We start from the raw sequence: 24145 nt of genomic DNA on the forward strand, positions 1-24145 counted from the left end.
GGGGCCATGCCGGTGGGTCTGGAAGTGGTTCTCGCCGGTCTCTGGACACGACAACGCAACGCCCCGTCACCGGTCTGTGATGCCGGACACGTTCGTCGAGTCAAACAACCTGCTACGCAGTTGTCAATGCTTACCGACAGTCGACCGCATTACTCGCGAGACAAGATCCACCTTTGTCCGGCGAATGGTCACGCGGTGGCGTCCCCCGGATCGTCGCCCAGCGCCGCCCGGCCCGCCTCGAGGCGGGCGACCGGGATGCGGTAGGGCGAGCAGGAGACGTAGTCGAGCCCGGCGTCGTGGAAGAAACGCACCGAGCCGGGGTCGCCCCCGTGTTCGCCGCAGACCCCCAGCGGGAGACCCGGCCGGGTGCGGCGGCCCGCGGCGGCGGCCATCCGGACGAGAGACCCCACCCCGTCGCGGTCCAGCGACTCGAACGGCGACACCGTGAACACGCCCTGCTCCAGATAGCTGGCGAAGATCTCGGCCTCGACGTCGTCCCGGGAGAAACCCCAGGTCGTCTGGGTCAGGTCGTTGGTTCCGAAGGAGAAGAACTCGGCGGCCTCGGCGATCCGGTCAGCGGTCAGCGCCGCCCGCGGCAGCTCGATCATCGTGCCGACCGGGATGTCGAGGGCCACCCCCGCGCGCTCGGCGACCTCGGCGATGACGCCATCGATCTCGCCGCGGACCAGGTGCAGCTCCATCACCGAGGCCACCAGCGGCACCATGATCTCCACCCGCGGCCGCCCGCCTGCGGCGATGCGCGCCGCGGCGGCCTCGGCGATCGCGCGCACCTGCATCGCGAACAGGCCGGGCACGACCAGCGCGAGCCGGACCGCGCGCAGCCCGAGCATGGGGTTGGACTCGTGCCGGCGCTGGACGGCGCCGAGCAGCCGCTCGTCCTGCGGATCGACCGTGCCCCCGGTCGCCTCGGCGACGGCGACCCGCACGGCGAGCTCGGTGCGGTCGGGCAGGAACTCGTGCAGCGGGGCGTCGAGCAGCCGGATCGTGGTCGGCAACCCGTCCATCGCGGTGAGCAGTTCGAGGAAGTCGTCGCGCTGCAGGGTCAGCAGGGCGGCGAGCGCCTCGGCGTGAGCGTCGGCCGATTCGGCGAGGACCAGTCGCTCGATGAGCACCCGGCGCTCGCCGAGGAACATGTGCTCGGTGCGGCACAGACCGATGCCCTGCGCACCGAGCCGCCGCGCGCGGGCGGCGTCCTCGGCGGTGTCGGCGTTGGCCCGTACCGCCAGCCGCCGGGTCTCGTCCGCATGCCGCAACAACCGGTCGACCGCGCGCACCAGGTCCGCGGCGTCGGCGTCGAGGCCCTCGACCGCGGTGTCGAGGCCGTGCTCGAGGTAGGTCACCACGGGAGAGGGGACCACGGGCCGCTCGCCGGCGAAGACCTCGCCGGTCGAGCCGTCGATCGACACGACGTCCCCCTCCGCGATCACGACATCGCCGACGCGCAGGACGCGCTGCTCGGCGTCGATGTCGATCTCCTCGGCGCCGCAGACACAGGTCCGGCCCATCCCGCGGGCCACCACCGCGGCATGCGAGGTCTTGCCGCCCCGGCTGGTGAGCACCCCGGCCGCGGCGATCATGCCCTCGAGATCGTCGGGGCTGGTCTCGCGCCGGCACAGCAGCACCCGCGCGCCGGCCGCCGCCCTGCTGATCGCCGTCGCCGAGTCGAACACCACCTCGCCCACCGCCGCGCCCGGCGACGCCGCCATCCCCCTGGTGAGCAGGGTGCCGGCGGCGCCGGGATCGAACTGCGGAAACATCAGCTGCGCCAGCTGATCGCCGGTCACCCGGGTGAGGGCCTCGTCCAGGGTGATGACGTGCTCGTCGACGAGATGGGCGGCGATGCGGAACGCCGCGGCCGCGGTGCGCTTGCCGATCCGGGTCTGCAGCATCCACAGTTTCCCGCGCTCGACCGTGAACTCGACATCGCACAGGTCCCGGTAGTGCGCCTCCAACCGGCGCATGATGCGCATCAGCTCGGCGTGCGACGCCGGGTCCTGCCTCGCCAGGTCCTGCAGCGACATCGTGTTGCGGATCCCTGCGACGACGTCCTCACCCTGCGCGTTGGCCAGATAGTCGCCGTAGCCGCCGGGGCGCCCGGTGGCCGGGTCGCGGGTGAACGCGACGCCGGTACCGGAGGTCTCGCCGAGGTTGCCGAAGACCATCGCGCAGACGTTCACCGCGGTGCCCAGATCGTGCGGGATGCGTTCGCGCCTGCGGTAGATCCGGGCCCGCTCGGTGTTCCAGGAGTCGAACACCGAGCGGATGGCCAGATCGAGCTGTTCGCGCGGATCCTGTGGGAACTCGCGCCCCGATTCGGTGGCGACGATGTGCTTGAACGTCTCGACCAGATCGCGCAGCCCGGTCGCAGGCACCTCCACGTCGGTCGCCACCCCGGCCCGGGCCTTCGCGGCCGTCAACGCGTCGTCGAAGAGCCCCCCGCGGATACCCAGCACAGTCCTGCCGAACATCTGGACCAGCCTGCGGTAGGAGTCCCAGGCGAAGCGCTCGTCCTGCGCCGCCGCCGCGAGTCCCTTGACCGAATGGTCGTTGAGGCCGACGTTGAGGATCGTGTCCATCATCCCCGGCATCGAGACCTTCGCCCCGGACCGCACGGACACCAGCAACGGCTCCTCGGCGTCGCCGAGCCTGCGGCCGAGCCTGTCCTCCAACCTGCGCAGCGCCGCCGTCACCTGCTCGCGCAGCGTCGGCGGTTCCGTGCCGCGGGCCAGATAGTGCCGGCAGGCCTCGGTGGTCACCGTGAAACCGGGCGGCACCGGCAGACCCAGCCTGGTCATCTCCGCGAGATTGGCGCCCTTGCCGCCGAGCAGGTCGGCCTGGGTGCGGTCACCCTCGGCGAAGTCGAACACCAACTGTGCAGCCCGAGACAGCGACGTCGCGGTCATCGGCGCACCACCGGACCGTGCATCCCCATGTGCGAGCCTCCCCCACTGCGACTGCCGTGACGGAATCACTCAACACCAGTACCGCGCGTTTCGGGTAGCAGATCTACTCCCGCCCCGGCGGCGACCGCAGGACGCCGCTCGACACCGAAGGCCCCAGCAGGCCGGCCGCGTTGTCCCACAGCACCGACCTGGTGGCTGCCCGGTCGAGGCCGAGGGTGCGCACCGTCTCCAGCGGGTTGCGGTCACCGAGCTCGAAGGGGTGGTCGGTGCCCAGCAGGACGTGGTCGGCCCCGACGTCCTCGATCAGCCTGCGCAGCAGCGTCGAGGAGAACACCGCGGTGTCGTAGTACAGGCGCTCGGTCAGCTCGCTGGGCGGGACCGCGGTGGTCCGCGCCACGTCCTTGCGTTCCCACCCGAGGTCGAGCCGGCCGCGCAGCGACGGCAGGCACCCGCCACCGTGCGCGAGGCAGAGCAGCAGCCCGTAGCGCTCCAGTACCCGGCCGAAGATCAGCCGGGCCACCGCGAGGGCGGTCTCCATCGGGTAGCCGACGAGCTGGGGCAGCCAGAAGTCCCGCTGGCGGTGCGGGTCCGGAATCCCGCTCGGATGCAGGAAGACGAGCACCCGCCGCTGCGCGAGGAACGACCACAGCTCGTCGTTGACCGCGTCGTCGAGCTCCCGGCCCGCGCCCCGGCTGCCGATCGCGATACCGGCCGTACCGAGCTCGTCCAGACACCGCCGGGCCTCGTCGGCCGCTCCCGGCCACCCCAGAGGCACCGAACCGAGGCCGCACAGCCGATCCGCGGCGCCGGTCACGTACACCGTGAGCTCGTCGTTGCCATGGCGCACGATGTCGGAGACGAATTGCGGCTCGTCCGCGGTCGAGCAGAACAGGAAGGGCGGGAGTGAGACGGCGTGGTTGATGACCCCCGCGTCGTCCATCTCGGCCAGTCGCGCCGCGACGTCGTACTGTGACCGGGCCAGCGGCAGCGGAGTCCCGGCGGCAACTCCGCTCACCCGCGGGTCCAGCCGCAGCACCGCGGCGGACACCCCGGACAGGTCCGCGAGGCCCCGGTCGGCGAGGCGTTCCAGCAGCGGCATCGGCATCGCGTGGGCGTGCACGTCCAGCGCCGTTCCCGGCCGCGTCGTCATGGTCGCCCTCGAGCCTCGGCACCGAACCCGCGAGCCGACATCAAGCCCTCCCGTCCTACCCGAGTTGATCAGTCACTGTGGCCCCGGTGAGCGGGCCGGGCCAGCGGCTCTCACTGGTCGGAAGCCCGACTGCCGACGCAGCGCGGTCACCCCGATGGGTGGGAGACTGTTGGCCGAAGATCCATTGGTGGGGACGCCGGCATCGGGTGGAAGTGGGCGACGCCGATGAGCCTCTATCAGCTGCACCGGTGCGTATACGACTGGGTGCGGGTCGGTGAGGTGGGCAGCGCGGCCGGCGGTGGCCGGGCGGCCTTCGACACGGCGGGCTACCAGCTGACCGACGAGGAGCGAGCGGCGTTCGAATCGCAGGATGTCGCGGCGATGTACCGGTTGGGGCTGCACCCGGTGCTGCTCAACCGTTACTGCCGGGCAGCGGGGTATGCCCGGGACGACTACCGGAAGATCCTGGAGCCGTTCGGGGTCCCACAGCAGCGGAGGGGCCGATGGCAGAGATAGTCCTGGCCTACTGCTCCTCGCACGCGCCGATGATGTCCTCGGCGCGGATGGCCGCTCCCGAGGAGCAGCGGAACAACTTCTTCGCGGCCCTCGACCAGCTGCGTGACGAGGCCGCCGCCCGCGGGGTCCAGGTCTGTGTCGTGCTGTCCAACGAGCACTTCACCAACTTCTTCCTGGAGAACTTCCCGCAGATCTGCATCGGTGTCGGCGAGCGGAACTGGGGCCCGACCGAGGAGTGGCTGCCGATCGAGAAGGTGTGGATCCCGGGGCATCCGGGGCTGGCGACGCACATCGCCGAGCACACCCTGGCGTCGGGTTTCGACCCGGCGTTCTCCCACCAGCTCGAGCTCGACCACGGGATCATGACCGTGTACCACGAGCTGGATCCCCGGATGACGCTGCCGCTGGTCCCGATCGTGCAGAACTGTGCGGTGCCGCCGCTGATGCCGGTGCGCCGGGCCTACGAGTTCGGCCGGGCGGTCGGCGATGCGATCCGCTCCTATCCCGGGCAGACCAGGGTCGCGGTGATCGGTGCCGGCGGGCTGTCGCACTGGATCGGCACCCCACGCGTCGGCGATATCGACGAGGAGTTCGACCGCTGGTTCCTCGGGCGCCTGGAGCGCGGGGAGCTGGAGCAGGTGCTGGACATGCCGGACAGCGAGATCGAGCTGGCCGGCAACGGCAGCCATGAGATCCGAAGCTGGGTCGCGGTGGCGGGGGCCGTCGAGCCGGTCCGGGCCCACACGCTAGCCTACGAACCCATCCATCCGTGGATCACCGGCATGGCCGTGGCGCACTGGGAGACACCGCGCTGACCGGCACGGGGAGGAGCGCAGCGGCGGATGGCCGGGTCACCCCCCGACTACGGCGGCGTGGCGTTCGCCGTCGGCGCCTACACCCTCTGGGGTCTGTTCCCGGCGTTCTGGCCGCTGCTGGAACCAACCGGGCCGGTGGAGGTGCTGGGTCACCGGATCGCCTGGACGCTGGTGCTGATGGCGGTCGTGCTGACCGCGGTCCGCGGCTGGTCCGAGCTGCGGAAGCTGAGCGGCCGCGGCTGGCTGCTGATCACGGCGGCGGCCGTCCTCATCGCCGCCAACTGGGGCACTTTCATCTATGGCGTGGCCATCGACCACGTCGTCGACGTCGCACTGGGCTATTACGTGAGCCCACTGGTCAGCGTCCTGCTCGGGGTGACGGTACTGGGCGAACGGCTGCGTCGCGCGCAGTGGGCGGCGCTGGCGGCGGCGCTGGCGGCCGTCCTGGTGATCAGCGTGGGGAGCGGCGTGGTGCCCTGGCTGTCGCTCGTGCTGGCCGGGACGTTCGGTCTCTACGGGCTGCTCAAGAAGACCGTCCCGCTCAGCGGGCGCGCCGGTTTGACGGCGGAGGGAATGCTCCTCGGGCCGTTGGCGATCGGTTGGCTGCTCTGGCTCGGAGCCACCGGCAGCGGGAGCTTCGGCGACCACGGTCTCGGGCACGCGCTGCTGCTGATGGCGTCCGGTCCGGTGACCGCGGTGCCGCTGCTGCTGTTCGCGGCGGGCGCCCGGCGGATCCCGCTCAGCACGATCGGGGTGCTGCAGTACCTCACGCCCACCCTCCAGTTCATCTGGGGAGTGGCGGTGGTCCGCGAGCCGATGTCGCCGTCCCGGTGGATCGGGTTCGGCCTGGTGTGGCTCGCCCTGATGATCTTCACCGCCGATCTGGTGCGGCAGGCAGGCGCGGGCCGAGGCGCCGGGGCGGGGGCCGACCTCCCGGCGGTCGCCGCCGACGCGCATTGAGCGCCGCGAGGCCGGCAACCTACAGCACAGCGATCGCCTCGATCTCGATCAGCCACTCCGGCCGGCCGAGCGCGCTGACCGCCACCTGCGTGGCGGCCGGTGTCTTCGGACCGAAGAATTCCTCGCGGATCGGGATCAGCTCCGTCCGGTAGCGGATGTCGGTGAGGTAGGTGGTGAGTTTGACGATGTCACGAAGCGTGCCGCCGCCCGCCTCGACCTGGGCCTGCAGTGCCCGGAAGACCGATCTGGCCTGGGCGGCGAAGTCCCGCCCGTGGGCAGGCTCGCCGTCGTCGTCGTAGGCGACCTGCCCGGAGACGAACAGGATCGTCCGGGCTCCGGTGACCTTGACGGCCTGGGCGTAGGACGGCGGGTCGTAGACGCCGGGTGCGGCATATTCCTCGACGGTGGCCATGTCTTCGCTCCTCGGTCGGGTGTTCCGGACGCCGAGCGTCGCCCCGCGACCCGTCGCTTCGCGCCGGGAGGGTACCCAGCGGTGCCCGGCGCCGAACTCAGCGTTTGCGTCGTCCCCGCTGCGGCGGACGAGGCAGCGGACCGGCGGCCGCTCCACTGGATGGAACTGTCCCGCCGCGAGCTAGGTGTTCCCCGGGTACCCGGCGACCCTGTTCACACCGTGTACTTCGAAGGAGGTCGGAATGACGCTGACAACGGCTTCCGGGCTCGACGCCCGGCGCCGCCGCACCGTGGCATGGGTCGTGGGTCTGGCGACGATAGGGCTGATCTTCGACGGCTACGACCTCGTCGTCTACGGCACGGTGGTCTCGACCTTCCTCCGCAACCCGGACGAGATCGGCACCGTGACCCCCGCGGTCGCCGGGGCGCTCGGCAGCTACGCGCTGATCGGAGTCCTGGTCGGGGCACTGCTCGCCGGGAGCGTCGGCGACATCATCGGCAGGCGGAAGGTGATGCTCGCCTCTTACGCCTGGTTCTCCGTCGGGATGGGTCTCACCGCGCTGACAGCCAGCACGACGCTGTTCGGGCTGATGCGGTTCCTGACCGGCCTCGCCATCGGCGCTCTGGTGGCCACGACCGGAGCCATCGTGTCCGAGTACGCTCCCGCGGGGCGGAAGAACCAGGCCAACGCGATCACCTACTCCGGGGTGCCGCTGGGCAGCCTGCTGGCCGCGCTGCTGGCCATCCTGCTGCTGGGCGTGATCGGGTGGCGCGGCATGTTCTGGATCGGAGCGTTGCCGCTGGTCACGCTGCTGCCACTGGCCTACTTCAAGATGCCCGAATCGGTGGCCTGGCTGGCCGCCCGTGGCCGTCTCGAGGAGGCCCGCGCGATCGCCGAGCGGACCGGTGTGCCGGTTCCCGAGGAGGTTCCTGCGGTCGCCGCGCAGGCCGCACCCGCGGCCGGCACCGGGCGTGCCGGGTTCGCGGGGCTCTTCCGTCCCCCGTACCTGTTGCCCACCCTGGTGCTCGGCCTGGTGAGTGCCACCGGCCTGCTACTGGTCTACTCGCTGAACACCTGGCTACCCGAACTCATGCTCCGTGCGGGCTTCAACGCGAAGGGTTCGCTGTCGTTCCTGCTGGTGCTCAACGGCGGGGCGGTACTCGGCGCGTTGGCCGGTTCCCGGGTGGCCGACCGGTTCGGGCCCAAGCCGGTGGTCGCGGCCGCCTTCCTGATCGGCGCGGTGTCCATCGCCCTGCTCACCCTGAACGTCCCGCTCGGGGTGCTCCTGCTCATCGTGGCGATCGTCGGGCTGGGCACGAGCGGCACCCAGACGCTGATCTACGGCTTCGTGGCCAACTACTACCGGACCAACGTCCGGGGCGCCGGGGTGGCATGGTGCGCCGGGTTCGGCAGGTTGGGCGGTGTCGGCGGCCCGCTGCTCGGCGGCTTCCTGCTCGCCGCCGGCCTTGCCCTGAACTCGATCTTCTACATCCTCGCCGTGCTGGGCGTGCTGGGTCTGGTCCTGACCCTGCTGGTGCCGGTCGCCCGGGCCCCGCGTGAGCTGCGTACGACCCGAATCGAGCCGACACCGCTCGTGCCGGCCGCTACCACCGGGCCCACCACCACGTGACGGAAGGGGGAGCGAGATGTACGACCGGATCCTCGTGGCGATCGACGCGACGCCCACCGAGGAGAACAGGTCCGCCCTGCAGCGCACCGAGCAGATCGGCAAGCTGACCGGGGCAACCGTGTACGTGCTGCACGTCGCGCGGGAACACATCGTCCCCGGCGACATCACCGGCGGGTCGGGTCTCGGGGTGCGGACCGCCGACGACGACATCGAAACCGTGAACCGCCAAGCCGTGCAGCAGCTGATCGACCGGCTCTGCGCCGTCGGCATCAACGCCCACGGGGAGATCGTGGGCGCGACCGAGCACGATATCGCCGAGGTCATCCTGCAGCGCGCGAAGGAACACGACGTGGACCTCATCGTGCTCGGGCATCAGCACCATCGCGGACCGGGCAACGCATTCCGGTCCAGCGTCGCCGAGCACGTGATCCGGCACCGCCCGCCGTGCTCGATCCTGCTGGCGCGGCCGCCGCAGTAGACCCGGCCGTCAGCGCCCGACGGCCGGGACGGGGCGGCAGGAGATGAGGCCACGCGGCGCGCTCCGGGAGTACCTCCGCGGATCGTTGTCGGTGCTGCCGGTCCTCGGGGCGCTCGTCGCCGTGCTGGCCGGCTCGCTGCTGTCGCTCGTCGACGTCGGGCCCCGTTTCCCGCTGGCCTTCCAGGGAACGGCAGACGACGCCCGCGCGCTGCTGACCGGCATCGTCTCGACGATGGTGACCGTCATCGCGGTGCTGCTCGGCCTGACCGTGGTCGCGTTGCAGATGGCGTCCACCCAGTTTTCGCCGCGGCTGCTGCGCAACTTCCTCCGTGACCGGCCCAACCAGCTGGTGCTCGCCGTCTTCGTCGGGACCTTCGTCTACAGCGCGGCCGGGCTGTTCACCGTCGGGGTCTCCGCCGGAGAGCGCACCGGCGATTACCCCCGGCTCGCGGTGACCGGGGCGATCGCGCTGATGTTCGCCAGCCTCACCCTGCTCGTCTTCTTCGCCAACCATCTCGCGCACTCGATCCAGATCGACACGATCATGCGGACGATCGAGGGGCACACCCTCGCGGTGATCCGAGGCGGGCTACTGCCGGGTGGGGGAGCGGTGCCGACGGTGCCGACGGTGCCGAACAGGGCCACCCCGGTCGCCGCCCGACGCTCCGGGTACGTGCAGGTGGTCGACGTCGCGGGGCTGCTGGCGCAGGCCGGGCGGCGCCGGGTCACCGTGCGGCTGCGGCCGCGGGTGGGCGACCATGTGGTGGCCGGGACCACCCTGGCGTGGGTCTGGACGGACGGGGCGGGGGCCAGGACGTCCGACGGCGTCGAGTTCGAGCCGATCCTGGACGAGACGGTGCGGATCGGCTTCGAGCGGACCTTCGAGCAGGACGCCGGATTCGGCTGCCGCCAGCTCGTCGATATCGCCTGCAAGGCGCTGTCCTCGGCGATCAACGACCCGTACACCGCGATCCAGGCGATCGACCATCTCGCCGTCGTCTTCAGCGCACTGGCCACGGCCCCGGTCGGCGATCACGTCGCGCACGCCGCCGGCGGGACGGTCGTCGTGCCCGGCCGGCGGTTCGGTTCCTACCTTGCCCTCGGCTGCGGCCTGATCCGGCGGTGTGGGATGCGGGAGCCGACCGTCGCGCACGCGATGCTGCGCATGCTGACCGCGTGCGCCGCCCGGTCCGCCGACGAGCCGGACCGGTTCACGGCGATCCGGCACGAGGCCGAGCTGATCGTCGCCGACTGCGACCGGGCCGGTCACCGGACCGGTGACCTCGCCGAGGTGCACGCCGAGGCCCGGTCGTTGCAGGCCCTGCTGGGTGCCCGCATGGCGGCTTCCGCCACCCGCGGTGCTGCGACGACATCGCCGGGCCCGGCGCCGGGGTGATCAGGGTCCGTCGGGCTGCGGCCCGGCGAGCTGGACCACGGCCGCGTCGGCCGGGAACAGGTGCTCGACGCGCGGCCGGCCGACGGTGAACTCCTTCGCCGCCTCCTCGACCGCCCGGTCGGCGCCGGTGAGCCGGCCCTCGTGCTGGCGCAGGTGCTCGGCCCAGGTCGGATACAGCGAGACCTCGACGAACCGGCTGGTGTCCGCTCCGTCCCGGTAGAGCGCGCAGCTGGTGGCGCCGGTGCGCAGCCGGGACCGGCGGACGCCCGTCCACGCCGCGAGGAACCTGTCGACGTGGTCCGCCGTCACGGTGAAGGTGCGGGTGACGAGCACCGGGCCGTCCTCGAGCGCGGGGTCGAACTCCAGGTGCGGCTGCGGCCAGTACACCGCCGGATCCCGGTTGAGACCGCTGGTGTCGTTCAGCGGCAGGACGAGGACGGAGACCGCTCCGGCGGCCAGCAGCACCCCGGCGGCCAGTAGCGCCGGGGGCAGGCCCCACAGTTGGGCGACGACGCCCCAGACGATCGAGCCGATCGCCTGCCCGCCGGCGAATGCCATCTGGTAGATCGACAGGCCGCGGGCCCGGACCCAGACCGGCAGGAACATCTGCAGGATCCCATTGAGGCTGGCGAGGACGGCGAGCCAGGCGAGACCGGCGAACACCAGGACGACCACCACGACGGCCACGTTGCGCACCAGCACACTGACCGCGGTGGCCGCGGCGAAGACGAGGCCGGCCACGAGCACCAGCCGGTTGGGGGACAACCACGCCCCGATCCGGGGCAGCACGGCCGCACCGCTGACCGCGCCGACACCGAGGGCGCCGAGCAGCAGGCCGTACCCGCCGGCGCCGAGACCGAGCAACCTGCTCGCGACCAGCGGAAGCAGCGCCCACAGCGCTGCCCCGGGCACCACGAACAGCAGGCAGCGCAGCACGATGCGACGGACCGTCGGGGAGTGCCGGACGTACCGCGCCCCGGCCCGCAGCGCACCGCCGAAGCGCTCGGGCAGCCGGTTGGGTGCGGCCTGCGGGCGGCGCAGGCCGAACAGCACGGCGCCGAATGCGGCGTAGCTCAGCGCGTTCAGGGCGAAGACGACCACAACCCCGGCCTGCGCGACGAGCACGCCGGCGATCGGCGGTCCGATCGCCCGCGCCAGGTTCATCGCCACACCGTTGAGCCCGGCGACCGACCGGAGCTGGCCCCGTGGCACCAGGTCCTGGACGAATGCCTGATACCCGGGGATCGTCAGCGTCGTCCCGCAGCCGAGCAGGAAGGTGATGGTGAGCAGGGCCGCCGGGGAGAGCCGGCCGGCGAGCGTGAGCCCGACGAGCGCCGCACCGACCGTCACCTGGAAGGCCTGAACGCCGACCAGCAACCGGCGGCGGTCCACCATGTCGGCCAGCGCGCCGGCCGGCATCGCCAGAATCAGGACCGGCAGCATCGCCGCCGCCTGGACCAGCGCGACCAGGGTCGCGGCGCCGGGCTCGTCGACCAGCAGCCACTGGGCGCCGACGTTCTGCATCCAGGTGCCGATCATGCTGCCCAGCTGCATGAGCCACAGCAGCCGGAAGGCACGGACCCGCAACGGTGCCCACGCGGACTCCGCGAACCCGGTGCTCATCCGACCCCCCGGCCCGCCGCGCAGCAGGGCCCGTTCAGGACAGCGGGAGGCCGACGTAGTTCTCGGCCAGCAGCGCCGAGCCCGCGACGGAGCTGGTCACGGTATCCAGCTCGGCGACCTGCCGTCGCAGGTCGAAGTCGTTCGCCCCGGAGAACCGGTGCAGCATCGAGGTCATCCACCAGGAGAAGTGCTGGGCCCGCCAGACCCGCCGCAGCGCGGTCGCCGTGTAGGCCTCCAGCTGATCGGTGGCCTTGGAGTCGTAGAAGGAGCCGATCGCCCTGGCGAGCACGTGCACGTCCGCGACCGCGAGGTTGAGGCCCTTCGCCCCGGTCGGCGGGACCGTGTGCGCGGCGTCCCCGGCCAGGTAGAGCCGACCGTACTGCAGCGGTTCGCAGACGAAGCTGCGGAACTGCAGGATGCTCTTCTGGAAGATGGGCCCGGTCTTGATCTCGGTGCCACCGCCGTTCACCCGGGTGGAGAGTTCGTCCCAGATCCGGTCGTCGGACCAGTCGTCCGGGTTCTCCTCGGGGTCGCACTGGAAATACAGCCGCTGCACATCGGGGGAGCGGGTGCTGACCAGCGCGAAGCCGCGCTCGTGGTGGGTGTAGATCAGCTCGTCGGACGAGGGCGGGGCGTGGGCCAGGATGCCGAACCAGGCGAACGGATACTGCCGGAAGTAGTCGGTGCGGATCTCGCCCGCCGGGATGAGAAACCGGCAGTAGGTCTGGGAGCCGTCGCAGCCGCCGACGAAGTCGCAGTCGATCTCCTGCCCGGTCCCTCCCACGGTGAACCGGATCTTCGGCGAGCTGGTGACGTGCTCGACGGTGACGTCCGAGACGCCGAAGACGAGCCGGCCGCCGTCCGCGAGCCGCTTGGCGATGAGGTCCTTGAGCACCTCGTGCTGGGCGTATACGGTGACCGCCCGGCCGCCGGTGAGGTCGTACAGGTTGATCCGGTGACCGAGGCTGTTGAACCGCAGCTCGATGCCCTGGTGGACGAAGCCCTCGCGCTTGAGCCGGTCGCCCACGCCGGTCTCGGTCATGAGGTCCACCGTGCCCTGCTCCAGCACCCCGGCCTTGATCGTCTCCTCGATGTTCTCGCGGCTCCGCTGGTCGATCACGACCGAGTCGATGCCGCGCAGATGCAGCAGATGCGACAGCATGAGACCGGCCGGCCCGGCCCCGACGATCCCGACCTGGGTACGCATGGTCCGTCCGTCCCGTGAGCGCGTGCGGCGGTGCAGGTGGACCGAGCTTAAGGTCGGCTCCGCGACACCGGCCCGCGCTTCCGGCGAGCGGGAACGGAAGGCGGTGCGCGGCCCCGGCCCGCCGGCCGGGGCCGCGGGCGGGGCTACACGTCGTAGTACAGGGCGAACTCGTACGGGTGCGGGCGCAGCCGGAGCGGATCGATCTCCGTCTCGCGCTTGAGCGAGATCCAGGTCTCGATCAGGTCGGCGGTGAACACGCCGCCCTCGAGCAGATAGTCGTGGTTCGCCTCGAGCCGGTCGATGACGGCATCCAGGCTGGAGGGCACCTGCGGGATGTCCCTGGCCTCCTCGGGCGGCAGCTCGTAGAGGTCCTTGTCGATCGGGGCGGGCGGCTCGATCTTGTTCTTGATGCCGTCGAGCCCGGCCATCATCATCGCGGCGAAGGCGAGATACGGGTTGCCCGACGAGTCGGGGCAGCGGAACTCGAGGCGCTTGGCCTTCGGGTTGTCGCCGGAGAGCGGGATGCGGATGCAGGCCGAACGATTCCGGGCGGAGTAGACCAGGTTCACCGGGGCCTCGAAGCCCGGCACCAAGCGGTGGAAGGAGTTCACCGTCGGGTTGGTGAAGGCGAGCAGGCTCGGCGCGTGGTGGAGCAGGCCGCCGATGTAGTAGCGCGCGATGTCCGAGAGCCCGCCGTAGCCGGTCTCGTCGTGGAACAGCGGCGCCCCGTCCTTCCACAGCGACTGGTGGGCGTGCATGCCCGAGCCGTTGTCCCCGAAGAGCGGCTTCGGCATGAAGGTGACGGTCTTGCCGGCGTGCCAGGCGGTGTTCTTGATGATGTACTTGAACAGCATGACGTCGTCGGCCGAGTGCAGCAGCGTGTTGAACCGGTAGTTGATCTCGGCCTGGCCCGCGGTGCCCACCTCGTGGTGCCCGCGCTCGATCGCGAACCCGCAGTTGATCAGGTTCGTGACCATGTCGTCGCGCAGGTCGGCGTAGTGGTCGACCGGGGGCACCGGGAAGTAGCCGCCCTTGTAGTTGACCTTGTAGCCCAGGTTGCCGCCGGCCTCCTCGCGACCGGTGTTCCACCAGCCCTCGACGGAGTCGATGTGGTGGTACTGCTGATGCGGGTCGGACCCGAAGCGCACCGAGTCGAAGATGTAGAACTCCGCCTCGGCCCCGAAGTACGCGGTGTCCGCGACGCCGGACGCGGTGAGGTACTCCTCGGCCTTGCGGGCGACGTTGCGCGGGTCGCGGCTGTAGGGCTCGCCCGTGATCGGGTCGTGCACGAAGAAGTTCAGGTTGAGCGTGCGGTGCTTGCGGAACGGGTCCAGCCGCGCGGTCGCCGGGTCCGGGAACAGCGCCATGTCGGACTCGTTGATCGCCTGGAAGCCGCGGACGGACGATCCGTCGAACGCGATGCCGTTGTCCAGGAGGCCCTGGTCGAAGGTCGATGCGGGGACGGTGAGGTGCTGCATGACGCCGGGCAGGTCGCAGAACCTGATGTCGACGTACTCGACCTTCTCGTCCGAGATGTACTTGAGTACCTCTTCGGAGTTGCTGAACACGCTCGCGGCTCCTTTGATCGGCTCTGGCGTTGCAGCGAAGCTATGGCCGCGTTGTTGCCCGACGGTCACCCGCGCGTTTCACGGACGTTAACGGACCCGACCAGCGGCTCACCTCACACCGACGGCCTAGGCTGTGCGCCATGACGCGCTGGATCGACTCCTGGCTGCCGGGTTCCGCAGCCGGCCCCGGCGGCGGACCGACCGGCGGTCACCGGGGGGAGCGGTTCGGCCTCCCGCGGTCCGGTCCGGGTGCGGCGGCCGGCTTCGGCCGCAGGCTCGGCGCGATCACGATCGACTGGCTGCTCGGATACCTCATCGCCACCCTGTTCGCAGGCCCGGATCCCTTCGGCACGCAGTCGAACCTGAGCTGGACGGTCTGGCTGGTGTGGTTCCTGCTCACCGCGGTCTCGACCGCGATCTTCGGCGTCACGCCCGGGATGACCGCCCTCGGCCTGCGGGTCGCCCGGATCGACAACGCCGTCCTCGTCGGGGTGCCCCGGGCGTTGCTCCGCACGGCGCTGCTGGGCCTGGTCGTCCCGGCCCTCGTCCGCGACGACGACGGCCGTGGCTGGCACGACCGCGCGACCCGGACGGTCGTGATCCGCACCCGCTGAGCGGCTGCGGCATGTGCGCCGCTCAAGTGCCGGTGCTCAGCGGCGGCGGACCGTCCGCTGCACGCTGCGCATCTTGGCCCCGGTGGGCATCGGGCCCTTAGGCAGCGCGGCGGCGCGCGAGCCGAGCGCGGCCAGCCGGGTCTCGATCGCGTCCATCTGTTTGGCGTCGATGTTGCGCGGCAGCCTCATGACGTGCCGCTGCAGCTTGCTCAGCGGCACCTGCCCCTCCTCGTTGCCGACGATCACGTCGTAGATCGGCACGTTGCCGACGACCCGCGAGGTGCGCTTCTTCTCCTGGGCGAGCAGGCTCTTGACCCGGTGCGGCGCGCCCTCGGCCACCAGAATGACCCCGGGACGGCCGACCACCCGGTGCACGGCATCGAGGTGGGTGGTGCCGGCGACCCCGGGGGTGACGCGCCACGAGCCGCGCATGTTGTCCAGCGCCCAGCCCGCGGCCCCGGGTTGTCCCTCGGCCTTGCGGTAGACCGAGCGCTGTACCCGCCGGCCGAAGATGCTGATGGCCGCCAGCACGCCGATCGCGATACCGAGCGGCAGGACGACCCAGTGCAGCCCCCAGATCAGCCCGAGCCCGAAAACGACGGCGACCGACAGCAGCAGGACGCCCACCATGATCGGGATGAGCGCCTTGTCCTCTCGGCGCTGCATCTTGAACGCCTCGAAGATCTGCCTGCGGCGCTGCTTCGAGGCCTCGCGCTTCTCGCGCTTGGCTTGCTGCTGCGTCGCCTTCTGCGCTGCCTTGTCGGGCTTGCCGGCCATACACCCCAGGATACGGGCTAACCGCGGGCGAGCAGGGAGCGTGCCTCCTGCGCGGCGGCGGGCTCGGCGGCCAGATGCGCCAGCTGCGGGGACAGCCGCTCGCCGCGGTGCGCGATGGTCTGGGCATACAGCCGCCCGGCCCGATACGACGAGCGCACCAGCGGGCCGGCCATCACCCCGGCGAACCCGATCTGTTCGGCCACCTCGGCGTGCTCGACGAACTCCTCGGGCCGCACCCACCGCTCCACCGGATGGTGCCGCTTCGAGGGCCGCAGGTACTGGGTGATCGTGACGATCTCGCAGCCGGCCTCGTGCAGCTCCCGCAGCGCCGCGACGACCTCGTCGGGGGTCTCACCCATGCCCAGGATCAGGTTGGACTTGGTGACCAGCCCGGCCGCCCGCGCCTTGGTCAGCACCTCCAGCGAGCGGCGGTAACGAAATCCGGGACGGATCCGTTTGAAGATCCGCGGCACGGTCTCCAGGTTGTGCGCCAGCACCTCCGGCACCGCGCCGAACACCTCGCCCAGCTGCGCGTCGTCGCTGTTGAAATCCGGGATCAGCAGCTCCACCCCGGTGCCGGGGTTGCGCGCGTGGATCTGCCGGACGGTCTCGGCATACAGCCACGCCCCGCCGTCGTCCAGATCATCGCGGGTCACCCCGGTGACCGTGGAGTAGCGCAACCCCATTGCGGCCACCGACTCGGCGACCCGGCGGGGCTCGTCGCGGTCCAGCGCGGCCGGGCGACCGGTGTCGATCTGGCAGAAGTCGCAGCGGCGGGTGCACTGCTCGCCGCCGATGAGGAAGGTGGCCTCCCGGTCTTCCCAGCATTCGTAGATGTTGGGGCAGCCGGCCTCCTCGCAGACGGTGTGCAGCCCACCGGAACGCACCAGCGCCTTCAGCTCGGTGTACTGCGGGCCGGTGCGCGCCCGGGTGCGGATCCACGGCGGCTTGCGCTCGATCGGGGTCTCGGCGTTGCGGACCTCGAGGCGCAGCAGCTTGCGGCCTTCGGGTGCGATCGTCACATCGGTCAGGCTACGCCGTGACGGCGCCGCCACAACGGGGCGTCGCGTGGCTAGCCTCGTCTACCTGGCCGTGGGCAGCGCCGCGGAGCGCGGCGGCGAGCCGGGGCCGACCGACGCCTGGCTGATCCTCGCCGGCCTGGCCCGTGACACCCGGGCGGTGCGACTGGGCGTCCTCGTGACCTCGGTGACCTTCCGACTGCCGGGTCCGCTCGCGATCGCGGTCGCACAGGTCGACCAGATGTCGGACGGTCGCGTCGAGCTGGGCCTCGGCGCCGGCTGGTTCGAGGCCGAGCACCGCCCCTACGGCATCCCGTTCCCACCGCTGCGCGAGCGGTTCGACCGGTTCGCCGAGCAGCTTGCGATCGTCACCGGGCTGTGGGAGACGCCGCCCGGCGACCGCTTCTCCTTCGACGGCGGGCACTACACGCTGACCGACTCCCCGGCGCTGCCCAAGCCGGTGCAGCGCCGCGCCCGCCGGTGATCGTCGGAGGTCACGGCAGGGCGGCGCACCCCGCAGCTCGCCGCGCGTCACGCCGACGAGTTCAACGTGGCGTTCTCCTCGATCGACACGGTCGCCGATCAGTTCGCCCGGGTCGATGCGGCGTGCAAGGAGATCGGCCGCGACCCCGCCGAGCTGGTCCGATCGATCGCGCAGACGGTCTGCGTCGGCCGCGACGACGCGGAGGTCGCCCGACGCGCGCTGGCCATCGACCGCGACGTCGCGGACCTGCGTGCGAACGGGCTGGCCGGAACGCCGGCCGAGGTGGTGGAGTGGCTCGGGACCTGGCGTGAGCGCACCGGCGCCGATCGCGTCTACCTGCAGCTGCTCGATCTGGACGATATCGACCAGATCGAGCTGATCGCATCCGAGATGTTCCCTCAGCTGCGGTAGCGCGCCTGTGAGTGCGTAACAGTGTTCTAACACTGTTACGCACTCACAGGCGCGGTTGACTAGCGCAAATGGAGGTCGAGACCGGCGGGAGCACCCTGTTCCGGCACCGCGTGCTCACGGACGGGCAGCGTTCCGTCCAGCGCAGCGGCCACCGCCTCGGCGGCGACCGTGCGAACCTCGGGGACGGTGATCCGGCGGCCGAGCTCCGCAGTCAGCGAGCTGACCCCGGCATCGCTGATCCCGCAGGGGACGATGCGATCGAACTCGCGCAGGTCGGGGTCGCAGTTCAGCGCGAACCCGTGCATCGTCACCCCGCCCTGCACCCGCACCCCGATCGCGGCGAGCTTGCGCTCCGGCCGGGTGGCGCCGGCGGGCAGCCACACCCCGCTGCGGCCCTCGATCCTGCCCGCGGCGGTGACCCCCAGCCCGGCGCACACGGCGATGAGCGCCTCCTCCAGCCGGCGCACGTAGTCCACGACGTCCAGCGGCTCGGCGAGCGCGACGATCGGGTAGCCGACGAGCTGTCCCGGTCCGTGCCAGGTGATCCGGCCGCCGCGGTCGACGTCGATCACCGGCGAGCCGTCGATCGGCCGGTCCTCGGGGCGGGTGCGCTTGCCCGCGGTGTAGACCGACGGATGTTGGAGCAGCATCAGCACGTCCGGCCCGGTGCCGTCGCGGCGGGCCTGTGCGTGCGCACGCTGGGCGTCCCAGGCGGCGAGGTAGTCGATCGAGTCGATGACCTCGACGCGCAGCGGCTCGTCGCTGCCGCGCCGGCAGGAGCGGGTGCGGCCGGCCGCGGGCACGGTGGTCGACGCGGTGTTCGCCATGCCGCTCACCGTACGCCCGCCGTCGGCGGCCGCCGGGGGTTGCCGCCGCCGCGGCGCCGCGGGGGTAGGAATCGCAGACGCCGCGGAGGTTCCCCGACTCGGTCGCGGAAATGCCCGACTCGCGCTCGGAAATACCGCGACCCGCGGATTAGTGGGGGATCGCGGCGGCGAGGGCCTCCTCGATCGTGTGGTGCCAGAACGAGAAGCTGGTCCGGAGCAGTACGCCGGGCACCGCCCGAGGCCCGGTCAGCACCGTCTCCTGGGCCATCTCACCGAGCAGCGCGCGCAGCACGAATCCCGGCACGACGAACGGGGCCGGCCTGCCGACGGCGGCGGCGAGGGCCCGGGTGAACTCCGCGTTGGTCACAGGATGGGGCGCCGTCAGATTCACCGGCCCGCGCACCCCGGCGTTCTCCAGCGCGAAGCGGATCGCACCGACCTCGTCGTCCAGGGAGATCCACGGCATGAACTGCCGGCCGTCGCCGAGGCGCGCGCCCAGCATGCAGCGGAACAGCGGGCGCAGCTTGCCCAGCAGCCCGCCGGACGGGGAGAGCACGGGTGCCGAGCGCAGCAGCACCACCCGGGCGCCCGCGGCCACGGCCGGTGCGGTGGCGGCCTCCCAGTCACGACAGACCCCGGCGAGGAACCCGGTGCCCGGCGGCGCGGTCTCGTCGACCTCGCGGGCTCCGGTGTCGCCGTAGTAGTTGATCCCGGATGCGTTGGCGAACACTGGGACGCCGTGTTCGGCGACGGCGCCGGCCAGGACGTCGGTGGGAACGTTGCGGCTGTCGCGGATCAACTGCTTGCGCGAACCGCTCCAGGGGCGATCGCCGATGCCCGCCCCACACAGGTTCACCACCGCGTCGACGCCGTCGAAAGTGCCCTCGTCGATGCGGCCCGCGGGCGGGTCCCAGCCGCGTTCGTCCGGCGCCGCCGGCCTGCGGCGGACCAGGCGCAGCACCTCGTGCCCGGTCTGCCGCAGGGCGGAGACCAGGGCGGTTCCGATGAGGCCGGACGAGCCGGCGACGACCATACGCACGACGATGATCCTCCCGGACGCCGTCCGGGCCCGCGACCCGAACCCGCCTACGCGACCGGCTCGGGTCAGCGCAGGACTTCGGTGTCGAACGCCCCCTCCTCGAGGCGGGCCTTGACGGTGCTGACGAACCGGCCGGCGACGGCGCCGTCGACCAGGCGGTGGTCGTAGGTCAGCGGCAGGAAGCACACCGACCGCACGGCGATGACGTCGTCGCCGTCGGGGCCGGGGACGACCCGCGGCTCCTTGCTGATCGCGCCGGTGCCCAGGATCGCGACCTGCGGCTGGTTGATGATCGGCGTGTCGAACAGCGCGCCGGCGCTGCCGATGTTGGTGATCGTGAACGTGCCGCCGGAGAGATCGTCCGGCCCGATCTTGGCGTCGCGGGTCCGCGCCGCGACGTCGGCGATCTTGCGCGCCAGTCCGGCGACGCTCAGCTCCTCGGCGTTCTTGATCACCGGGACGAGCAGGCCGCGGGGGGTGTCGACCGCGATCGCCAGATGCACGGCGGCGTGGTACGTCACCTCTTTGGTCTCCTCGTTGATCGATGCGTTGAGCTGCGGGAACGCCTGCAGCGCCTCGACGGTGGCCTTGGCGAAGAACGGCAGGTAGGTGAGCTTGACCCCCTCGCGGGCCGCGAACTCGTCCTTCGCCTTGGCGCGCAGCTTGACGATCCTGGTGACGTCCACCTCCTGCACGGTCGTCAGCTGGGCCGAGATCTGCAGGGACTCGAGCATCCGCTGGGCGATGACCTGGCGCAGCCGCGGCATCTTGATCGTGGTTCCCGGCTGCGGGCCGTCGGCGGCCGGGACCGGAACAGTGGTCGGCTTCGCGGGCACGCCGGCCGGGGCGGGCGCGGACGGCTGCGCGGGCGCCGCGGGCTGTGCAGCAGGCTGCTGCGTGGCCTCGGCGGCGGCGAGCACGTCCTGTTTGCGGATCCGGCCGCCGACCCCGCTGCCCCGCAGGGACCCCAGGTCCACGCCGTGCTCGGCGGCCAGCCTGCGCACCAGCGGGGTGACGTACGGGGCGCCGGCGCGGCCGTCGACCTCGGCCGGGCGTCCGGTGGCGCCGGCCTCCTCCGGTTCGGGGCGGGCCTCGGCGGGAGGCTGGGCCGGTGCGGCGGGCTCGGCCGGGGCCGGCGGAGTGGGCTCGGCCGGGGCGGGTGCGCTGGGCACCGCGCCCGCATCGCCGACGATGGCGAGCTGCCCGCCCACCTCGACCGTCTCGTCCTCGGCCGCGACGATCTCCAGCACGGTGCCGGCGACGGGCGAGGGGATCTCGGTGTCGACCTTGTCGGTCGAGATCTCCAGCAGCGGCTCGTCGACCGCGATGGTGTCCCCGACCTGCTTGAGCCAGCGGGTGACGGTGCCCTCGGTGACGCTCTCGCCCAGTTCGGGCATGACGACCGGGGTTCCGGACGCGGCCGAGGGTGCGTCGGCGACCGGGGCCTGCTGCGGCTCGGGGACCTGCGCGGCCGCCCCGACGGGCTCGGGTTCCGGCGCGGCCTCGGCCTCGGGCCGGGCCTGCGCGGCGGCGTCCCCGCCGGCCTCGGCCGTGTCCTGCGAAGCCTCGCCGATCACCGCGAGCTCACCGCCCACCTCGACGATCTCGTCCTCCGCGGCGATGATGCGTTGCAGGATGCCCGCGGCCGGCGAGGGGATCTCGGTGTCGACCTTGTCGGTCGAGATCTCCAGCAGTGGCTCGTCGACCTCGACCCGGTCGCCTTCCTGCTTGAGCCAACGGGTCACCGTCCCCTCGGTCACGCTCTCGCCGAGGGCTGGCATCTGAACGGAGAAGGCCATGGCGGGTCGGAGCTCCTCTTCGTGCGGTTCGCGTTGTCGGCGGTCGGCAGCCGTCAGCCGTGGGTGTGCAGGGGCTTGCCGGCCAAGGCGAGGTGCGCCTCGCCGAGGGCTTCGTTCTGGGTCGGATGGGCGTGGACGAGGGAGGCGACGTCCTCGGCCTGCGCGTCCCAGTTGTAGATGAGCTGAGCCTCGCCGATCAGCTCGCCGACGCGGGCTCCGACCATGTGGAGGCCCACCACAGGGCCGGGGGTGCCCGCCGCGCCGGTCTTGACGAGCTTGATCGCGCCGGAGGTCCGGAGGATCTGCGACTTGCCGTTGCCGCCGAGATCGTAGGTGAGGGTCTGGATCTCGCCGTGACGCTCGCGAGCCTGCTGTTCGGTCAGCCCGACGGAGGCGACCTCGGGCTCGCAGTAGGTGACCCGCGGGATCCCGGCCTCGTCGATGACCGGCGGGTTGAGCCCGGCGATCTCCTCGGCGACGAAGATCCCCTGGCCGAAGCCGCGGTGGGCGAGCTGCAGACCGGCCACGATGTCGCCCACGGCGTACACCCCTGGCAGGTTCGTGCGGAGCCGTTCGTCGACCCGGATGAACCCGCGTTCCATGGCCACCCCGGCCTGCTCGTAGCCGTGCCCGGTGGTGTTCGGGCCACGCCCGACGGCGACGAGCAGCAGATCGGCCTCGATCTCCTCGCCGGACTCCAGGCTGACGGTGACCTGCGAGTCGGTCTGCTTGGCGCCGGTGAACTTCACCCCGGTCTTGAACGCGATCTTGCGACGGCGGAACGCGCGCTCGAGCTGCTTGGAAGCGAACTCGTCCTCGGCAGGCACCAGATGGGGCAGCGCCTCGACGATGGTGACCTCGGCGCCGAAGGAGCGCCACACGCTGGCGAACTCGACGCCGATCACGCCGCCGCCGAGCACGACGACGCGCTGCGGCACCTCGTCGAGGGTCAGCGCCTGGTCCGAGGTGATGACCCGGCCGCCGATCTCCAGGTCCGGCAGGCTGCGGGCGTAGGAACCGGTCGCCAGTACGGCGTGCCGCCCGACGTAGCGGTCGTCGCCGACCTCGATGGCGGTGGGCGCGACGAACGTCCCGGCGCCGGCGACGAGCTGGATCTTGCGGGCGGCCACCAGGCCCTGCAGTCCCTTGTAGAGCCTGCCGACGATGCCGTCCTTGTAGGCGTTCACCCCGGCCATGTCGATACCGGCCACCGAGCTGCGGATCCCGATCTTCTCGCCCTCCCGCGCGGCGTCGGCGACCTCCGCCGCGTGCAGGAGCGCCTTGGTCGGGATGCAGCCGCGGTGCAGGCAGGTTCCGCCCAGTTTGTCCTTCTCCACCAGCACCACGGACAGGCCCAGTTCCGCGGCCCGCAGAGCGCAGGCATAGCCACCGGATCCGCCACCGAGAACGACCATGTCGACGTTGTGCTCGGGCACCTCAGGCTCCTCCTCGCGGCTCGTCCGCGCGGGTCTCGCGCGGCGGCGGCGCCCATCTTGTCACCCCGGCGGCGCCCGTGCGGGGCTGGGCCGATCGGGAGAAATCCGGCGCTCCCCGACGTTGGTCACGATGACAGGATGTGCCGCGGGCCGCGGTATCGACGCGAAGGTGGCTGCGATGGGGCTGTTGCGCAGGTTCGGCAGGAGCAGACCAGGAATGTTGCGCCGGGCGCGCGGCGCGGACGAGGAGCACCTGCGCTCCTGGGCGGCGGCCCGCGAGGGCGTCGAGGCGTTCGTGGAGCCGCGGACGACCGTGACCGACACAACGATGTTGCTCGTCGCCGCCGACGGCGAGTGGACCCGGCGGCGGGTGTCCGGGCCGGACGGCGCGCGCAAGCTCGCGCGGTCGCTGCGCATTCCGGTCTACGACGTCCAGCTCGTCGGATACCCCCAGCGGATGCGCGACCATGACGCCCGGCAGCGGGTGCTGCGCGACCGGCAACGCCGCCGCGACCTCGGGGCCTGACCGGGCGGCGGCGGCCCGCCGAATCCGCCCGCCCAGCCGGTTGACCTGCGCGCCCACCGCCCCGACACTCGGCTTCCTTCGACCGCCGAACGGAGGGCGAGATGGCCGAGCACCCGAACGAAGCGTTGGTCCGCCGGGGCTACGCCGCCTTCTCCAGTGGGGACATGGTGGGGCTGGCCGAGGTGATGGCGCCGGATGTGGTGCACCACGTCCCGGGGAACAACCCGCTGGCCGGTGGCCACACCGGCCGTGACGCCGTGTTCGCGCTCTACGGCAGGCTCGCCGAACTGAGCGGCGGCACGCTCCGGGTCGAGCTGCGAGAGGCGGTCGCGAAGGGTGAGAACCAGGTGGTGACGACGCACCGCGCCACCGCCAGCCGCGGCGACCGGAAGCTCGACGTGATCGAGCACATCACCTTCACCATCCGCGACGGGCAGGCGGTGGATCTCGACGAGACCGTCGAGGACCAGGCCGCGGCCGACGCGTTCTGGTCGTAGCCCGCCGGGCCGGGCGCGCGCCCGGCCCGCGACCGAC

At 71.7% G+C, this 24145-nt stretch carries 21 protein-coding genes and 1 pseudogene; 10 read left to right on the forward strand and 12 right to left on the reverse strand.

Going from position 1 to position 24145, the window contains the following annotated elements; all coding sequences use genetic code 11:
- Nucleotides 1-188: 188 nt before the first annotated feature.
- Nucleotides 189-2924: a pyruvate, phosphate dikinase gene (ppdK, locus tag G567_RS0101110; RefSeq protein ID WP_028928512.1), complete on the reverse strand. Its 2736-nt coding sequence runs from the start codon at nucleotides 2922-2924 to the stop codon at nucleotides 189-191.
- Between the two features lie 103 nt (nucleotides 2925-3027).
- A complete protein-coding gene (locus G567_RS26090; RefSeq protein ID WP_084795643.1) occupies nucleotides 3028-4074 on the reverse strand; it encodes an amidohydrolase family protein in 1047 nt (348 codons plus the stop codon).
- A 225-nt stretch (nucleotides 4075-4299) separates the two neighbouring features.
- Between G567_RS26090 and G567_RS0101120 the strand changes: the two genes are divergently transcribed.
- From G567_RS0101120 to rarD, 3 genes are read left to right on the forward strand one after another with little or no spacing between them, the layout of a single operon-like run.
- A complete protein-coding gene (locus G567_RS0101120) occupies nucleotides 4300-4590 on the forward strand; it encodes a hypothetical protein (RefSeq protein ID WP_028928513.1) in 291 nt (96 codons plus the stop codon).
- On the forward strand, nucleotides 4578-5405 hold the full coding sequence (locus G567_RS26095) for a DODA-type extradiol aromatic ring-opening family dioxygenase (protein WP_084795645.1): 828 nt from the start codon (nucleotides 4578-4580) through the stop codon (nucleotides 5403-5405). Before G567_RS0101120 ends, G567_RS26095 begins: the two co-directional genes overlap by 13 nt.
- Nucleotides 5406-5432: 27 nt before the next feature.
- Nucleotides 5433-6365 carry an EamA family transporter RarD gene (gene rarD, locus G567_RS26100; protein WP_084795647.1) on the forward strand — a complete coding sequence of 311 codons (933 nt, stop codon included), beginning with the start codon at nucleotides 5433-5435 and terminating at the stop codon, nucleotides 6363-6365.
- Nucleotides 6366-6384: 19 nt separating this feature from the next.
- Here rarD and G567_RS0101135 read toward each other — a convergent pair whose 3' ends face one another.
- Complete coding sequence (locus G567_RS0101135) at nucleotides 6385-6777, reverse strand: RidA family protein (RefSeq protein ID WP_028928514.1); 393 nt, start codon at nucleotides 6775-6777, stop codon at nucleotides 6385-6387.
- A gap of 241 nt (nucleotides 6778-7018) precedes the next feature.
- Here G567_RS0101135 and G567_RS26105 point away from each other — a divergent pair, with 241 nt between their 5' ends.
- The 3 genes from G567_RS26105 to G567_RS26110 are packed head-to-tail and all read left to right on the forward strand — an operon-like array spanning nucleotide 7019 to nucleotide 10281.
- Complete coding sequence (locus G567_RS26105; RefSeq protein ID WP_084795648.1) at nucleotides 7019-8407, forward strand: MFS transporter; 1389 nt, start codon at nucleotides 7019-7021, stop codon at nucleotides 8405-8407.
- Between the two features lie 16 nt (nucleotides 8408-8423).
- A complete protein-coding gene (locus G567_RS0101145) occupies nucleotides 8424-8885 on the forward strand; it encodes a universal stress protein (protein WP_028928515.1) in 462 nt (153 codons plus the stop codon).
- Nucleotides 8886-8928: 43 nt separating this feature from the next.
- Nucleotides 8929-10281 carry a DUF2254 domain-containing protein gene (locus G567_RS26110; RefSeq protein ID WP_037055253.1) on the forward strand — a complete coding sequence of 451 codons (1353 nt, stop codon included), beginning with the start codon at nucleotides 8929-8931 and terminating at the stop codon, nucleotides 10279-10281.
- On the opposite strand, the gene G567_RS26115 is transcribed toward G567_RS26110, so the two are convergent.
- The 3 genes from G567_RS26115 to glnA form a co-directional block, all read right to left on the reverse strand.
- Nucleotides 10282-11904: an MFS transporter gene (locus tag G567_RS26115; protein ID WP_051232020.1), complete on the reverse strand. Its 1623-nt coding sequence runs from the start codon at nucleotides 11902-11904 to the stop codon at nucleotides 10282-10284.
- Between the two features lie 34 nt (nucleotides 11905-11938).
- A complete protein-coding gene (locus G567_RS0101160) occupies nucleotides 11939-13111 on the reverse strand; it encodes a 4-hydroxybenzoate 3-monooxygenase (protein ID WP_028928516.1) in 1173 nt (390 codons plus the stop codon).
- Between the two features lie 143 nt (nucleotides 13112-13254).
- Entirely contained in the window at nucleotides 13255-14679 is a 1425-nt protein-coding gene (glnA, locus tag G567_RS0101165) for a type I glutamate--ammonia ligase (protein WP_028928517.1), read from the reverse strand.
- Between the two features lie 140 nt (nucleotides 14680-14819).
- Between glnA and G567_RS0101170 the strand changes: the two genes are divergently transcribed.
- A complete protein-coding gene (locus tag G567_RS0101170) occupies nucleotides 14820-15293 on the forward strand; it encodes an RDD family protein (protein ID WP_028928518.1) in 474 nt (157 codons plus the stop codon).
- Between the two features lie 36 nt (nucleotides 15294-15329).
- Here G567_RS0101170 and G567_RS0101175 read toward each other — a convergent pair whose 3' ends face one another.
- Both G567_RS0101175 and lipA read right to left on the reverse strand, forming a co-directional pair.
- Nucleotides 15330-16070: a DUF4191 domain-containing protein gene (locus tag G567_RS0101175; protein ID WP_028928519.1), complete on the reverse strand. Its 741-nt coding sequence runs from the start codon at nucleotides 16068-16070 to the stop codon at nucleotides 15330-15332.
- A gap of 17 nt (nucleotides 16071-16087) precedes the next feature.
- On the reverse strand, nucleotides 16088-17092 hold the full coding sequence (lipA, locus tag G567_RS0101180; RefSeq protein WP_028928520.1) for a lipoyl synthase: 1005 nt from the start codon (nucleotides 17090-17092) through the stop codon (nucleotides 16088-16090).
- Nucleotides 17093-17162: 70 nt separating this feature from the next.
- On the opposite strand from lipA, the pseudogene G567_RS26120 reads away from it, so the two are divergent.
- A pseudogene (locus G567_RS26120) lies at nucleotides 17163-17984 on the forward strand (LLM class flavin-dependent oxidoreductase).
- Nucleotides 17985-18043: 59 nt separating this feature from the next.
- On the opposite strand, the gene lipB reads toward G567_RS26120, so the two are convergent.
- The 4 genes from lipB to lpdA form a co-directional block, all read right to left on the reverse strand.
- The gene (gene lipB / locus G567_RS0101190; RefSeq protein ID WP_051232021.1) at nucleotides 18044-18811 is read right to left on the reverse strand and encodes a lipoyl(octanoyl) transferase LipB; all 768 of its coding nucleotides are present in this window, start codon (nucleotides 18809-18811) and stop codon (nucleotides 18044-18046) included.
- 148 nt (nucleotides 18812-18959) lie between these two features.
- Entirely contained in the window at nucleotides 18960-19850 is an 891-nt protein-coding gene (locus G567_RS0101195; protein ID WP_028928522.1) for a TIGR01777 family oxidoreductase, read from the reverse strand.
- Nucleotides 19851-19915: 65 nt separating this feature from the next.
- The gene (gene sucB / locus G567_RS0101200; RefSeq protein ID WP_028928523.1) at nucleotides 19916-21649 is read right to left on the reverse strand and encodes a 2-oxoglutarate dehydrogenase, E2 component, dihydrolipoamide succinyltransferase; all 1734 of its coding nucleotides are present in this window, start codon (nucleotides 21647-21649) and stop codon (nucleotides 19916-19918) included.
- A 53-nt stretch (nucleotides 21650-21702) separates the two neighbouring features.
- A complete protein-coding gene (gene lpdA / locus G567_RS0101205; RefSeq protein WP_084795736.1) occupies nucleotides 21703-23064 on the reverse strand; it encodes a dihydrolipoyl dehydrogenase in 1362 nt (453 codons plus the stop codon).
- Between the two features lie 199 nt (nucleotides 23065-23263).
- Here lpdA and G567_RS0101210 point away from each other — a divergent pair, with 199 nt between their 5' ends.
- A complete protein-coding gene (locus G567_RS0101210) occupies nucleotides 23264-23611 on the forward strand; it encodes a hypothetical protein (RefSeq protein WP_028928525.1) in 348 nt (115 codons plus the stop codon).
- A gap of 101 nt (nucleotides 23612-23712) precedes the next feature.
- The gene (locus G567_RS0101215) at nucleotides 23713-24108 is read left to right on the forward strand and encodes a nuclear transport factor 2 family protein (RefSeq protein WP_028928526.1); all 396 of its coding nucleotides are present in this window, start codon (nucleotides 23713-23715) and stop codon (nucleotides 24106-24108) included.
- The last annotated feature ends 37 nt before the right edge of the window (nucleotides 24109-24145 follow it).

Origin of the sequence: Pseudonocardia asaccharolytica DSM 44247 = NBRC 16224, assembly GCF_000423625.1 — a bacterium.
Classification (GTDB): Bacteria; Actinomycetota; Actinomycetes; order Mycobacteriales; family Pseudonocardiaceae; genus Pseudonocardia; species Pseudonocardia asaccharolytica.